At 71.7% G+C, this 14,187-nt stretch carries 11 protein-coding genes; all 11 read right to left on the minus strand.

The genetic code is table 11. The features are described 5' to 3' along the window. Positions 1-58 precede the first annotated feature (58 nt). The gene (locus KBX26_RS25120) at positions 59-1,657 is read right to left on the minus strand and encodes an LPS biosynthesis protein (RefSeq protein ID WP_030335620.1); all 1,599 of its coding nucleotides are present in this window, start codon (positions 1,655-1,657) and stop codon (positions 59-61) included. After that, positions 1,650-2,165 (minus strand): DapH/DapD/GlmU-related protein, encoded by a 516-nt coding sequence (locus KBX26_RS25125; protein WP_245233720.1) that lies wholly within the window; start codon positions 2,163-2,165, stop codon positions 1,650-1,652. Before KBX26_RS25125 ends, KBX26_RS25120 begins: the two co-directional genes overlap by 8 nt. A gap of 131 nt (positions 2,166-2,296) precedes the next feature. Beyond that, the gene (locus KBX26_RS25130) at positions 2,297-4,234 is read right to left on the minus strand and encodes a hypothetical protein (protein ID WP_210857831.1); all 1,938 of its coding nucleotides are present in this window, start codon (positions 4,232-4,234) and stop codon (positions 2,297-2,299) included. A gap of 222 nt (positions 4,235-4,456) precedes the next feature. Beyond that, complete coding sequence (locus KBX26_RS32825; RefSeq protein WP_030335615.1) at positions 4,457-6,163, minus strand: glycoside hydrolase; 1,707 nt, start codon at positions 6,161-6,163, stop codon at positions 4,457-4,459. A 117-nt stretch (positions 6,164-6,280) separates the two neighbouring features. After that, positions 6,281-7,108, minus strand: a complete 828-nt coding sequence (locus KBX26_RS25140) for a shikimate dehydrogenase (RefSeq protein WP_030335613.1) — start codon at positions 7,106-7,108, stop codon at positions 6,281-6,283. Next, positions 7,108-8,301: an endolytic transglycosylase MltG gene (mltG, locus tag KBX26_RS25145; RefSeq protein WP_210857832.1), complete on the minus strand. Its 1,194-nt coding sequence runs from the start codon at positions 8,299-8,301 to the stop codon at positions 7,108-7,110. Before mltG ends, KBX26_RS25140 begins: the two co-directional genes overlap by 1 nt. Beyond that, complete coding sequence (gene ruvX / locus KBX26_RS25150) at positions 8,301-8,759, minus strand: Holliday junction resolvase RuvX (protein WP_030335609.1); 459 nt, start codon at positions 8,757-8,759, stop codon at positions 8,301-8,303. Before ruvX ends, mltG begins: the two co-directional genes overlap by 1 nt. Positions 8,760-8,831: 72 nt before the next feature. Then, positions 8,832-11,510, minus strand: coding sequence for an alanine--tRNA ligase (alaS, locus tag KBX26_RS25155; RefSeq protein ID WP_030335607.1), 2,679 nt, complete (start codon positions 11,508-11,510; stop codon positions 8,832-8,834). Continuing rightward, positions 11,507-11,812: a hypothetical protein gene (locus KBX26_RS25160; protein ID WP_030335605.1), complete on the minus strand. Its 306-nt coding sequence runs from the start codon at positions 11,810-11,812 to the stop codon at positions 11,507-11,509. Before KBX26_RS25160 ends, alaS begins: the two co-directional genes overlap by 4 nt. 26 nt (positions 11,813-11,838) lie before the next feature. Then, positions 11,839-12,303 carry a DUF948 domain-containing protein gene (locus KBX26_RS25165; RefSeq protein WP_030335603.1) on the minus strand — a complete coding sequence of 155 codons (465 nt, stop codon included), beginning with the start codon at positions 12,301-12,303 and terminating at the stop codon, positions 11,839-11,841. Between the two features lie 149 nt (positions 12,304-12,452). After that, the gene (locus tag KBX26_RS25170) at positions 12,453-13,127 is read right to left on the minus strand and encodes a hypothetical protein (RefSeq protein WP_210866558.1); all 675 of its coding nucleotides are present in this window, start codon (positions 13,125-13,127) and stop codon (positions 12,453-12,455) included. Positions 13,128-14,187: the final 1,060 nt, after the last annotated feature.

Consider the following 14,187-nt stretch of genomic DNA (forward strand, 5'->3'; position numbering starts at 1 on the left):
TGCTCCGGAGCGCCTCCGGACGGTGGTTCGGTCGCCGGGGCGCGGGTCACCGACACGCTCAGGCCCGGCCGTTTCGGGTGAGCACGAAGCCCAGCGGGGTGACGCCGGCGGCGCGCAGCCGCTCCACGAGGCGTCGCAGGTCGCTCTGCCGGGTGCGGTCCCGCTCGACGACCACCACCGCGCTGCCCTGCCGGGCGACGGCCACGCCACGCTCGTCGGACTCCGCCGGAGGGGCGTTGAACAGGACCAGACCGTGATCGGCGCCCTGTCGCCAGGTGCCGAACCGGACACTGCCCACTCCCACGGCAACCTCGTCCGGGGCGACGACGCGATTGTTCTCCGGGCGGGCGGACGACACCCGCGGCAAGGTCAGCGTGGCGTCCGGGTCGGTGGACGGGCGGGCGCCGGGCGGGTGCGGGGAGGGTCGACGGGCGGGGGCGCTGTCAGTGGTGGCACCGGCGGCCGGTGTGCTGCCGGCCGGTCGGGGCTTGGGCACCAGCGGCCGGGACGGGTCGATGGGCAGCCGCCCCCGGTCGGCGAGCACGCTGGCCCGCAGCCGCTCGATCCGGCCGCTGTCGTCGGCGACGAAGACCTCCCGGCCGTCGACGGCGAGCGCCACCGCGAGCCCGGCGGTGAGCGCTGTGGCGTCCTCCCGGGCGCTGAGCAGCGCCACCCGGGCGGGCTGCCGGACGCGCTCGGCGACCGCCATCGCCACGTACCGGACGTCGGCGTCGACCGCCCGGGGGCTGCCCCGGAACGCCGGTCGGCGCACGGTGCCGAGCAACGGCAGGCCGGAGGCCTCCCGGCCGTCGGCGACCGAGCGGACCCGCCGGTCGGTCGACTCCCAGAGGTAGGCCAGCACGATGCCGACCAGGGCGCCACCGAGCAGGCCGGCGACCAGGTAGAGCGGCCGGTGCCCGGCGGAGGTGACCAGCGCCTTCTCGGCGGTCTGGGTGACCCAGCCGGGGTTGACGTCGACGGCCGCGATCTCGGTACGGGCGGCGTTGAGCTGGGTGAGCTGGTTGTTGATCCCGGCCAGCTCGGCCACCAGCGCGTCACCGGCGGCGGTGTCCTTGGCGGTGTTCGCCCGCTTCTGCAACGCGGTCTGCTGGCTGACGACCTTGGTGATGCTGGCGTCGTAGGAGCGCAGCATCTCGGCGCGCTGCTGCTCGTACATGGTCCGGCGCACGCTCAGGTAGGCCTCGGCGGCCATGTTGGCGCTCTGCACCGCCCGGTGCGCGTCGCGCGCCTGGTAGGTGAAGCGCAGGATCTGCCCGCCGGTGGGCACCTCGACCTCGAGCGCGTCGCGGATGTCGCGCGGGTCACCGCCGGCCGACTCGGCGAGCCGCTGCACCACCTCGGTGCCGGTGGCGATGCCGCTCTCCACGTTCATGTTGACCGCGCGGTCGGCGCCCGCGCCGCTGGGGGTGAAGGCGTCGGTGACCACCGGTCGGACCGCGACCACCGCGCTCGCGGACAGCGCCGGCGGCACCAGCAGCACGTAGCTGAGCGCGGCGAGCAGACCGACCAGGGCGACCGCCGCCACCAACCGCAACCGGTGCATCGGCACCCGCAGCAGGTCCGTCAGTGTCACGGCCCGGGAGGTACCGGAGGACGGGCCGTCCGTGGGCCAGGGGGCGGGCGCTGCGTCAGTCATGGAACTTCTTCACCGTCTGTTGAGGATTGCCGACGACCACGACGCCGGGTGGTACGTCCGTGCGGACCACCGTCGCCGCGCCGACGACGCTGTCGCGGCCGACCCGCACGCCCTTCAGGACCAGGGCGTGCGCGCCGACCCAGACGTTGTCCTCAAGGACGATCGGGGCCCGGGTGAGCGGGCCCGGCGGTGCGTGCCGCTGTTCGGGAGGCAGGTTGTGGAAGTCGTTGTCGAGCAGCTCGCAGTCCGACAGGAGGCACCGGTCCCCCACCGTCACGGACGTCCAGGTGCCGATCCAGGTGGCGTTGAGCAGACAGTCCGCGCCGACGCGCACCTCGCCGGGGCCGGCGAAGCGGACGAGCTTGTTCAAGCGGGTGCGGTCACCGATGGTCACCCGCACGCCGCGACGCAGCCGGATCCGGCCACGGATCTCCACGTCCCGGCCGAGTGTCAACCGCCGGTAGCGGAGCCGGTACCAGCCGCGTTTGACCGCGAAGACCAGACGCACCGCGCGTCTCGTTCGGATGCCAGCGGCGCCGAGCAACGACCCTCCCCCACGTCGCGGGGCCGGTGGCGGCGGTAGCCGCCACCGGCCCTACGTGAACAATCTACCGATCCTCCGTTACGAACGGTTGACCCTTACTCTACGGAGAAGAACGTCGATGGGGTAGACCAGGACAACTCGGGCGTCGCGGTGCTGACCACGAACCCGGTGGCACCGCTGACCACAGCGGCCGGCGCGGCCGTCGGATCGAACGCCACACTGCGCAGGTTGCCATCGGTGGCCCCGTAGACGATCCGGCCGTTCACCCAGGCCATCCCCCGCACACCGGACCAGTTCTGCCCGGTGCTCGGCAGTGTGAACTCGGTGGCGCCGAGGTAGTTACCGTCGATCTCGAAGTAGCGGTAGAAGAGACTGTTCGCCCCGGTACGGGTGTAGTAGAGCCTGCCGTCGAGGAAGAAGGCACCGGTGAGCAACGCCGGGTTGTACCAGTCGTTGTAGCCGGACGCCTCCCACGGCGAGCCGATCGCGCCGCCGTTGAAGAGCGAGACGTCGATCCGGCTACCGGTGGGCGTGCCGGCCACCGTGTGCGACCAGTAGATCCGGTCGTCGACCCGCCACGTCGCACCGGCCGCCGTGTACGCGGGCTGGCTGACAGTGGTCGCGGTGCCCAGCGCGGTGCCGTCGAACGGCACCTTCGCCACAGTGCCCGGGGCGGTGCTCAGGTAGAGGTTGCCACTGGTGGCCGACGGGGGGTTCTTCGGGGCGATCGTGCGCCCGCCGGCCAGCGGGAACATGCCCAGCCGGCCGTGGTACTCGTCGCCCATGCCGTCGGAGTTGTGCCCGAAGTAGAGGCCGTCCGAACCACGCCACAGCACCGGTACCGACGAACCCCACGCGGTGGTGCCGGCGGGCATCGACGCGCTGCCACTGCGGCGCGGGTTCCAGTTCACCGGCATGCCGGTCGCCGGAGTGACGGCGGCGATGCCGAGCCGGTCGATCGCCCCGTTGCCGGCGTTGTCGCTGGCGTTCGGGTTGTTCAGCCAGCGGAAGTGCCCGCCCAGGTAGATGATGTTGTCCGCCACCTCCACCGAGGTGATGGTGTCGTTGCCGGTGAAGTCGACCCAGGTGGCGAGCTGGCCACTGCCCCGCGCGGCGGTCTCGAAGCGGACCAGGGCGTCGCAGTAGGCGGACGGCCAGCCCGCGCCGCCGTTGGTGCCGACCACGAACCAACTGCCGTCGCCACCGAACTTCACGTCCTGCACGTAGTGCACGAAGGTCGCCGGCGAGGCGCACGGCGCGACGAACTTCTCGGTGCTCCAGTCCAGCACCGCGGGCGTCCCGGAGACGTCCACCAACGCCATCTGGTTGCGCGGCAGGCCGTTGACGAGCGTGAAGTTGCCGCCGACGACCAGGGTGTCGCCGTCCGGCGCGACGTCGATGGCCCAGACGTACGACGTGGTGCTGTGCCGCCCCACCGTGGCGTCGATGCTGAAGCTCGGGTCGATCGCGCCGGTGGTCGCGTTGAGCCGGCCGAGACCCACGTGCGCGGTGCCGTTGAGCCAGTTGAACGCACCGGCCACGTACAGCCAGTTGCCGGACAGCGCCAGGTCGCGGACCGTGCCACCGTCGGAACGCCCGACCCAGCTGTCGATGATCGCGCCGGTCGACGGGTTGAGCGCCACCAGGTTCTTGCGGGAGACGCCGTTGACGTTCTTGAAGGCGCCGCCGACGATCAGCGTGCCGCCGGGGCCGGCGATGAGGGTGTTGACCGCGCCGTCGAGCACCGGCAGGAAGGTGGTCGACATGGTGCCGGTGGTCCGGTCGTACGCGAAGAGGTAACGCTGCGTGATCCACGCGGAACTGGCGGTCTGCCGGAGCTGGGTGAAGCTGCCGCCGACGAAGACCGTGTTGCCCACCTGCGCGAAGGCGCGGGTTTCACCGTCCCGGGCGTGCGGGGTCGCGTCGGCGGGGTTCGCCGACACCAGCGTCGCCGTCGTCGGGGCCGGCACCACAGCGGCCGACGCGGTGGTGGGCACGCCCAGAGCTGCGGCGATGATCGCCAACGCGACCATCCCCGCCCGAGTACGACGTCGTCCTGCGGAACGCCACAAGTGCGGAAGTATGGGCACGCTGCGCCTCCAGATTGGATGAGAACCCGAGGTAGCGTGCCTCGTCCAGCCTGGTTAACAAAATCCGCCGATTGGGCGGTGCATGAATCCGCAAGCCGACAGAACGCCGGAGGATCGGTTGCGCGACCCCCCGGCGAACGCCGTCCGGTCAGTTCATTCGGGTCGTCAGCGGCTACCTCCGGTGGGTTGCCGCAGGTAGGAGTCCTTGCCGGCCTGCGTGAAGCCCGCCACCGCCGCGGCGTCGTGGTTCATCGTCATGTCACAGGTCGACGTGCGGCTGGTCATACCGGCCGAGTTGAAGTAGATGGCCGCCTTGATCTTCGGGTGCGCTTTCAGCGCCGCTGGGAACTCCTGGAACCAGCGCTGCTTGGCGCCCGGGTCGGCGGAGTTGAAGTTGGTGCCGAACTCGGCGAGCATCCGGGGCTTGCCGGCGCCGATGCCGTTGTCGTCCAGCCAACGGTAGAAGCCACCGATCGTCGTGCTCGGGCTCTTCCACACCGTGCTGCCGTTGCAGACGTGGAAGTTGTACGGGTCGTAGGCGACCCAGTCGACGTACCGGTCACCGGGGTACAGGCCGGCGTACCGGGAGTAGTGCCCCGACCAGCCCATCATCGTCCAGACCCAGACCGCGTTGGTCGCGCCGGCGCTGGCGAACCGCTCGTGGACGTAGCGCCAGGCCCGTACGAAGTCGGCGTCGCTGCCCTTGTTCGGCTCGTCCTCCGGCTCGTGGTCGAAGCCGATGAACACCGGTACGCCGGCGGCCCGGATCCGGCCGGCGACCGCGTCGATCGTCGCGTCCTGCTTGCCTCCGTAGACATCGGACCACTTGAGGGTCGTGCCGGCGGAGAAGTCGCGGGACTCCCAGGCGAAGAACATCAGACGGCCTTCGCGCATCTGCTGCTGTTCGTACACGTCGGGGAAGGCGCCGTTGCTGCCCGAGTTGGAGAAGTCGTGGTAGCGGTGCACGATGTCGAACTTGCGCCCGACCTGCGCCTCCACGTCCGCGACGGCCTTGCCGTGGTCCCAGCCGCCGGCCGCTCCGGCCGGCGAGTACATGCCCCACCAGGCGCCACAGGACGGGACGAGCTTGTCCGAGACGGACCCACACTTGCCGGCCGGCAGGGTGCCGGTGGGGCTCGGGGTCGCCGTCCGGGTCGGGGCGACGGTCGGCGACGGCTTCGGCGCGGCGGTGGTCGGTGACACGCTCGGCGCCGGCGGCGGCGCCGGCCGGGTGGTCGTCACCGGCGACGGCCGGGACCCGAGGTCGTAGCTGATCACCAGGCTGGGTCGCAGGTCCGGGTTGCGGTTCTCGACCGACGCCCAGTAGATCCGGCTCTCCAGGCCGCTCTGCGCCAGCGAGACCGTCCAGGTGCCGTTGCCGGTGACCAGCTTGGAGACGTCCCACTCGTTGACGCCCTTGGACACGCTGGTCACGCTGTCCAGCGCGGCGCCGGCCGGCGTCAGCGGAGGCCGCGACTCGCGGGCACTCAACGGCGACGCGTGCGCCGTCACCGTGGCGGCGAACTGCTGCCAGGCGTGCATCCGCAGCGTCGCCCGGACGTTGACCGCGGCGGCCGGCACGGTGGTCACCGCGAACTCGATGACCGCCTCGCGGCCACCGCGCGGGTTGCCGTCGCAGCGCGTCGCGCAGGTCGCGAGGGTCGTCTTGGCCGCGTTGTCACCGTCCTGCGTCACCGCGGTCGCGGTGGTGTCCGCCGCCGCCCGGATCGACAGGTCGTCGCTGGCCAGCAGCGGCATCATGGTCGCCACGATGCCGGCCACCACCGAACCGCCGACCACGCCGATGGCAATCGCCTTACGCCGGGGTCCGGAACGGAACCGGGTGATGCGGTGCAGTCCGTGCCTGGTCAAGGAAACTCCCTGTGTCTGCGTCCATAACGGTGAGCAGCGTATCGATGACCAGCACAGGTCGCAGGTAGGACAGTTTTCCGTAAGCGCGTCTTAACCGTCAGCTAAGGTGTGGACGCTTCAGCCGGCGCGAGCCGCCGCCAGCGCGGCGGCCATCGCCGCCCTCGGCGCGACCACGCCGGTGAACTGCTCGAACTGCCCGACCGCCTGGGCCAGCAACAGATCCAGGCCCGAGACGATCCGGCAGCCGGCCGCGTCGGCGGCGGTCGCCAGCGGCGTCGGCCACGGGTCGTAGAGCGCGTCGAAGAGCACAGTGCCCGGCCGCCAGGCCACCGCGCCGGCCAGCGGGTCGGCGACGCCCTTCGGCACTGTGGAGACGACCACGTCGGCGGTCGAGAGGTGCCGGGGCGCATCGGCCCATGGGGCGGGCGTCAGCGTGACACCCACGGCGTCGGCCACCGGCCGTAGCTCGTCGACCGCCTCCGGTCGGCGGGCCACCACCGTCACCGCCGAGCAGGCCAGCTGCGCGGCGGCGGCGAGCGCGGCGCGGGCCGTCCCACCGGCACCGAGCACCGTCACGGCGGCACCGGCACTCACCCCGGCGTCGGTGAGGACGTGCACCATGCCGGCGACGTCGGTGTTGTCCGCGTACCAGGAGCCGTCCGGACGGCGTACCAACGTGTTGGCCGCGCCGACGGCGGCGGCGACCGGCGAGGCGGCGTCGGCCACCGCGAGCGCCGCCTCCTTGCCCGGCATGGTCACCGACAACCCGGCCCACTCCGGGCCCAGGCCGACGACCAGATTCGGCAGCTCCGCCGCCGCGCACTCGATCCGGGTGTACGACCACCCGGTCAGTCCCGCCGCCGCGTAGCCGGCGTTGTGAATCACCGGGGAGAGGGAGTGCGCGATCGGTTTGCCGAGCACCGCCGCCCGCCGCCTGAGCGCCATCAGATGATCCCGGCCTCCCGGGCCTTGGCCTCGTTGCGCTGGTGCTGCTCGTACGTCTCGGCGAACTCGGAGTGGCCCTCCTTGTCGATGGCCACGAAGTAGAGCCACTTGCCCGGCGGCGTGTTCATCGCCCCTTCCAGGGCCTCCTTGCCGGGGTTGTTGATCGGGGTGGGGATCATGCCCCGCAGCTTGCGGTTGTACGGGTTCTTCGGGTCGTCCAGCTCGGCCGCGGTCATCTGCTTGGACGACTTGGTCGGCTTGCCGATCGACTCCAGGTAGTAGTTGACGGTGACGTCCATCTCCAGGCAGTTGCAGTTGAACTCGCCGTACGCCCGGTTGTAGGCCACCCGGGCTACCTTGCCCAGGTCGTCCTTGTTGCCCGCCTCGGCCTGGGCCAGTGAGGCCACGATCAGTGCCTCGTACGGGCTGACCTTGCGCTTCTCCTGCACCTGGTCGGCGAACTTCATCTCCCCGGTGACGGAGAGGAAGCGATTCACCATCAGCTTGAGGATGCTCTCCGCGGTGGACTTCGGCGGAATCTCGTAGGTGTCCGGGAAGAGGAAGCCCTCGACGGACTTGACGATCTTCTTACCGTCGTCGCGCTTGAACCACCAGTCCGGGACGCCGAGCGCCTCCGGGTCCTTCGCGGCGGCCTGGAAGTCCTTGACCGGGATCTTGGTCTTCTCGGAGAGCAGCTTGTAGATGTTGAAGCTCGTGCGGCCCTCGGGGATCGTCAGCCCGTTGACGATCTTGTTCTTCAGGTCCAGCATCGCGGCGACGGCGTTCTCACCGCTCATCTGCTTGCGCAGCTTGTACGTGCCCGGCTGGATGTTCTTGCTGCGCGACTCGGCCTCGGCCGCCTCGATGAAGGCCTTCTGGCTCTTCACCACATCGGCCGCCACCAGGGCGTCGGCCATGTCGGCGAGCAGCGCGCCGTTCTTGATCTCGACGGTGATCTCACCGGCCCCGCTGCCGTCGTAGTCGGGGGTGACGAAGTAGTTCTGGATCCGGTCGAAGCCGTAGAACGCGCCGCCGCCGATCGCGCCCAGCAGGACCAGGGCCATCAGCAGTGCCAGGAATGTCTTGCCCCGGCCGCCGCCGGACCCGCTCTTGCGCTTGCGGAAGCCGCGCCGGTGCCGACCCTTCTCCCCCCGCTCCGGCTCGTCGAACCCAAGGTCCAGATCGTCGATCATTACGTCCGCCTCCGCTGCGCGTCCAGCCAGCTCTGCAGGATCTCCACCGCGGCCGCCTGATCGACAACCGCACGTTGACGTTTACCTCGGACGCCACGCTCGGCAAGCCTACGAGAAGCGACCACGGTCGACATCCTCTCGTCAGTGAGCGTTACCGGGACAGGCGCTATCACATCGACCAGTCGGTCAGCGTACGCCTTCACGTGGGCGGCCGCAGGGCCGTGCTTGCCGGCGAGGTTGACCGGAAGGCCGACGACAACCCCCACCGCCTCGTGCTCGGCCACCAACGCGGCCAGCTCGGCGAGGTCGCTCGGCACCGCGTCCGGCCCCGCCGTGAGGTCACGGGCCAGGGTGACCAGCGGCGTCGCCAGGATCCCGTCCGGGTCCGAGCGGGAGACACCCACCCGCACCTGACCGACATCCACGCCGATCCGCACCCCACGCGTCAGCTCAGCCACCGACGGTCACCACCGGCCAGGTACGAACCAGGGCGGACCAGATGGCCCGCCCTGACCCACAGTAATGATTGATCACGCCTCGGTGATCGCCTTCTCGACGGTGAGCAGCAGGTTCGGCGCCTCGGCCGCGGGCAGACCGCCGCCCTGCGCCAGGTCCGGACTGCCACCGCCGCGCCCCGAGAACGCCGCCTTCACCAGATCCGACGCCGCGAGGCCCCGACCGCGCGCCGCCGCGTTGACCGCCACCACCAGGGACGCCTTGCCGTTCGACCGGGCCGCCACCGCGACCACCGCCGGCCGCGCCGGGTCGATCTTGCCGCGGATCTCCTGGGCCAGGGTGCGCACGTCGTTGCCGGCCGCGCCCTCCGGCGCCTCGGTGCCCACGTACGCGACCCCGCGCACGTCCTTGGCCTGGGCCGCGAGCGCCGCCGCGCCACCCAGCACCAGCTGGGCGCGCAGCTTCTCCAGCTCCTTCTCGGCGTCGCGCAGCTGGGTGACGGTCTGCTCCACCCGGTCGGCGACCTGGTCGTTGGGCACCCGGTACAGCTCGGCCAACCGGGAGACCAACAGGTGCTCCTTGGCCAGGAAACCGAACGCGTCCATGCCGACCAGCGCCTCGACCCGGCGGACACCGGAACCGATCGACGACTCGGAGAGGATCTTCACGAGGCCGAGCTGGGCCGAGCGGGCCACGTGCGTGCCGCCGCACAGCTCCCGGGCGTAGTCACCCACCTCGACGACCCGCACCTCCTCGCCGTACTTCTCGCCGAACAGCGCCATCGCGCCGATCCGCCGCGCCTCGTCCAACGAGGTGATGAAGGCGTGCACCTCCAGGTCGGCCAGCAGCACCTCGTTGACCTGCTGCTCCACGTCACGCAGGACGCTCGGCGACACCCCCGTCGGGGTGTTGAAGTCGAACCGGAGCCGACCGGGGGCGTTCAGCGACCCGGCCTGGGTGGCCGACTCACCGAGGAAGTTCCGCATCGTCTGGTGCACCAGGTGGGTGGCGGTGTGCGACCGGGAGATCGCCCGCCGCCGGGTCGTGTCGATCTCGGCGAAGCCGGCCTCACCGGCGCGCACCTCACCCCGGATCACCCGGGCCCGGTGCACGATCAGGCCGGGCACCGGCTGCTGCACGTCGAGCACCTCGACCTGCCCGCCACCGACCGTGATCATGCCCTGGTCGGGCTGCTGGCCACCGCCCTCGGCGTAGAACGGGGTGGTGTCCAGCACCAACTCGATGGTGTCACCCTCGGTCGCCGCCTGGCGCGGGCCGTCGGCGCCGAGCAGCGCCCGCACCGTCGACTCGCGGGACACCTCGCTGTACCCGGTGAACGTCACCGGCCCACCCGCGTCGAGCACCGAACGGTACGCCGACAGGTCCACGTGCCCCGTCTTGCGGGCCTGCGCGTCCGCCTTCGCCCGGGTCCGCTGGTCGGCCATCAGCCGCCGGAAACCCTCGTCATCGACAGTGAGGCCCTGCTCGGCAGCGATCTCCAGGGTCAGATCGATCGGGAAGCCGTACGTGTCGTGCAGCTGGAACGCCTTCGCACCGGACAGGGCGGAGCCGCCCGCCGTGCGGGTCTCCGCGATCGCGGTGTCCAGGATCGTCGTCCCCGCCCGCAGGGTGGACAGGAACGCCTCCTCCTCCGCGTACGCGTAATCCGCGATCCGGTCGAAGTCGGTCGCCAGCTCCGGGTACGACGGGGACATGCAGTCGCGGGCCACCGGCAGCAGCTCGGGCAGCGCCCGGTCCTGCCAGCCGAGCAGCCGGATCGACCGGATCGCCCGACGCATGATCCGGCGCAGCACGTACCCGCGACCCTCGTTCGACGGGGTCACCCCGTCGCCGATCAGCATCAACGCCGTCCGAACGTGATCGGCGATCACCCGCAGCCGGACGTCGTCCGGGTGCGACTCGCTGGCCACGTGTCCGGAGTGCGCGCCGTACCGCTTACCGGTCAGCTCCGCCGCCCGGGTCAGGATCGGCCGGACCTCGTCGATCTCGTACAGGTTGTCGACGCCCTGCAGGATCGAGGCCATCCGCTCCAGGCCCATGCCGGTGTCGATGTTCTTCGCCGGCAGGTCACCCAGGATCGGGTAGTCCTCCTTGGTGGTACCCGGGCCCCGCTCGAACTGCATGAAGACGAGGTTCCAGTACTCCATGTAGCGGTCCTCGTCGACCGCCGGCCCACCCTCACGGCCGTACTCCGGGCCCCGGTCGTAGAACAGCTCCGACGACGGGCCGCACGGCCCGGGGATGCCCATCGACCAGAAGTTGTCCGCCTTGCCCCGGCGGACGATCCGCTCGGCGGGCACCCCCACCGACCGCCAGATCTCGTACGCCTCGTCGTCGTCGAGGTAGATCGTCGGCCAGATCCGATCCGGATCGAGCCCGTAACCACCCTCGGCGATCGGCTTCGTGGACAACTCCCACGCCAGGGGGATCGCCCCGGCCTTGAAGTAGTCACCGAAGGAGAAGTTGCCGTTCATCTGGAAGAACGTGCCGTGCCGGCTGGTCTTGCCGACCTCGTCGATGTCCGGGGTGCGGATGCACTTCTGCACGCTGACCGCCCGCTGGTACGCGGGAGTCTGCTGACCCAGGAAGTACGGGACGAACTGCACCATGCCGGCGTTGACGAACAGCAGGTTCGGGTCGCTGATGGCGGGCAGCGGAGCGGACGGCACCACGGTGTGGCCATTCGCCTCGAAGTGCGCGAGGTACCGCCGCTTGATCTCCGCCGTCTTCATCGCTGGTGTTCCTCCGGAAAGATTTCTCGATCGCCGATCCGCGGGTCTTCCCGCAGGTCGGCGAACTGATCGTCGAACGCCTCGCCCTGGGCGAACGCCTGGTGGATCTCCTGCTCGCGTTCGGCCATCCCGACCCGGACGTCCTCCACGAAACTACGCAGCGACTCAACGAGGCCGCCAGCGGATTCCGTCAGCGAGCTGGCGATGCCGGCCGGCGTGTACGCCTGCGCGGTCCGGGTCGCCCGACGTACCACGATCACGCCGACGGCCACCCCGACGCCGAGCCAGAACAAGCGCTTCATGTCCCGCTACCCCCTGGTCCGGCCGGTCAGCTGTTGCCGCGTCGCGCGGCCCGTCGCTGCTGCTTGATGGTGTCGCGCACCTGGCGCTCGGTCTCGGCGTGCCGACGGCCGGCGGCGGCCTTCCGCACGCCGTAGCCGAACGCGGCCACCTTGACCAACGGGTTGGCGGCCGCGGCGGAGACGACGGTGGCCAGGTTGGCGACGTTGGCGGTGACGTTCTGCGCGTGGCTGGTCATGGTGTCGACCTTCGCCAACTGCAGGTTCACCCCGTCGAGCGAGGTCTGCACCTGCTCCAGCGCGGTGTTGACGTTCTTCACAGTGGTGTTCACGTCGCCGAGCAGCGGCGCCGTCCGATCGTTGAGGTCGTTGATCATGCGGGTGGTGGCGTCAACCGTGTGCCGCAGCCGCAGGATGGGCAGCGTCAGGATGAGCACCAGCACCGCGAACGCGGATGCCGCGATCAGCGCCGCGATCGCTCCAATGTCGCCCATGCCTGTCCTCCTCATGCAGAGTTCCGCAGGACCCGACGTCCTCGGAACGCACCACCATGACACCCGGGCCGGCCGCCGAGCCGTCGGCGTTGACCGACGGCGGGCGTGCCCGCCAGCCCCAGACCCTACCGTCCGTGATGGAGACCGGCTCAGGACGGTGAGGGTGTCAGCTCGCCCAGCGGATCCGCACTGACAGTGGGGAACGGATCCTCACCGGTCAGTGACGGGTCGGTGGTCGGCTGCGGCCTGGTCCGCTCGTCGTCGATCGCATTGCGCACCTTCACCGACACCAACGAGCCGGTGCACTCGGTCGCAGCGGCCGACGGGTCACCGGACGGCACGACTGCCGGCTCGCCGTCCACCGGCGGTGGCACGCAGGTCGGCTCGCGGACCCACAGGTCGAGGGTCAGCTCGTCGCGACGCCAGCAGGTGTAGCTGCCCTTCGTCTGCTGCTCCGGGCAGCGGCTCACCTTCCACGGCCGCCACCCGTCCGCACGCAGCGCGTCCTCGTAGACCCGCGCAGTCTCCTCGGGCGCCTTCTCCGAGGTCACGGTCCGCTCCCGCAACCGGCAGTCGATCAGGCACCACCGGCTGCCGCTGACGTCGTCGACGGTCTTCGCGGCCGCCCAACCGGGCACGTTGAGCTGGTCCAGGTTGTCGAAGACCGGGTCACGGCTCAGCGTCCGGAGGCCGAAGAAGAGCGGCACCGCGCCGAGCAGCACGACACTGACCAGCACCAACACCGCCGCGCGGAGGCGGCGTCGTTCCCGGGTCTGCCGGCGTTCCTCGGAACGGGCACCCGGCGCGGCCTCGTCGTCCGGCACGTCCTGGCCGGCCGCGCGCAGCGCCGGTCCGTCGGTGGGCTCCGGCGCCGGCCGGTCGACCGGACCGGACGCGGAGGGCACCACCACGGCGGCGCGCGCCACGCCGACGGGCTCACCGGCACGTCCGGGCGGCGGCACCGGCGCGACACCGCTCGGCTCGGCACGGCCGGGCTCCCGATGCGGGGGCAGGGCCCGCCCGGCGGCACGGTCGGCCGGCGCGGGTCGGCCCACCGACGCACCGCCACGGGCCGGACCCGCCGGGCCCGGCTCACCGGTGGTCCGCTCGTCGGTGGGCGGCTGCACGCCGGGGGGACGGACGGCGGCGCGAGCCGGACCGTCGGGACGTGAGCGTGGCGGACCGTCCACGCCCGGCGGCACCGCCGCGCGAGCCGGACCGTCGGGACGTGACCGTGGCGGACCATCCACGCCCGGCGGCACCGCCGCACGGGCCGGACCGTCCGGACGGGTCGCGTCCCGGGGGGCCGCCTCGACACCCGGGCCGGGGCGCGCTGGGCCGTCAACGCCCCGACGCCCGCTGCCGGGTGCCGGCGCGTCGCCGGGGATGGGCCTCGCCCGGCCGGGTGGGGTGGAGCGGGCGGCGCCCCGAGCGGCGGGACCGACGCCGGGGGCGGGTCGCCCACCGCCGTAGGGGTCCTCGCCGGTGTCGTTGGCCGGCCCGGGTCGACCGGGACCGGCCGTACCGTCGGGGCCGGGCTCGACTGCCGGACGACGTCGGCGGCCGGTCGGGTCCGCCGTGGGCGGTGCGTCCGGACCGGGCCCCGCCGCGGCCCGGCCACGCCGGACGGTGGGGTCGGGAGTGGGTACGGCCGCGGCGCCCCGACCACGGGCGGTCCGCTCGCCGGGGGCCGGCGGATAGGGCGACGCCTGCTCTCCGGTGGACCCCAGCGGATCGGGCCGGACGGCGCGACGACCGGTCGGTGCGTCGGCGCCCGGGTCGACCGGCGGGCCGGCGGGCCGGCGAGCGGCGGTGCGGTCGGCGGCCGGGTCCGGCACGGCGAGGCGACCGGACGCCTGGTCGGCGTGCTCTCCCGGCCCGGTG

This window comes from Micromonospora sp. C97, assembly GCF_018070385.1.
In the GTDB taxonomy this organism is placed as follows: Bacteria; Actinomycetota; Actinomycetes; order Mycobacteriales; family Micromonosporaceae; genus Micromonospora; species Micromonospora parva.

Bases quoted from the DNA above. Each gene is read 5' to 3' on its own strand.
- KBX26_RS25120 (WP_030335620.1), bottom strand. From the start codon at position 1,657: ATGACTGACGCAGCGCCCGCCCCCTGGCCCACGGACGGCCCGTCCTCC.
- KBX26_RS25130 (WP_210857831.1), bottom strand. From the start codon at position 4,234: ATGGTCGCGTTGGCGATCATCGCCGCAGCTCTGGGCGTGCCCACCACC.
- KBX26_RS25140 (WP_030335613.1), bottom strand. From the start codon at position 7,108: ATGGCGCTCAGGCGGCGGGCGGCGGTGCTCGGCAAACCGATCGCGCAC.
- mltG (WP_210857832.1), bottom strand. From the start codon at position 8,301: ATGATCGACGATCTGGACCTTGGGTTCGACGAGCCGGAGCGGGGGGAG.
- alaS (WP_030335607.1), bottom strand. From the start codon at position 11,510: ATGAAGACGGCGGAGATCAAGCGGCGGTACCTCGCGCACTTCGAGGCG.
- KBX26_RS25160 (WP_030335605.1), bottom strand. From the start codon at position 11,812: ATGAAGCGCTTGTTCTGGCTCGGCGTCGGGGTGGCCGTCGGCGTGATC.
- KBX26_RS25165 (WP_030335603.1), bottom strand. From the start codon at position 12,303: ATGGGCGACATTGGAGCGATCGCGGCGCTGATCGCGGCATCCGCGTTC.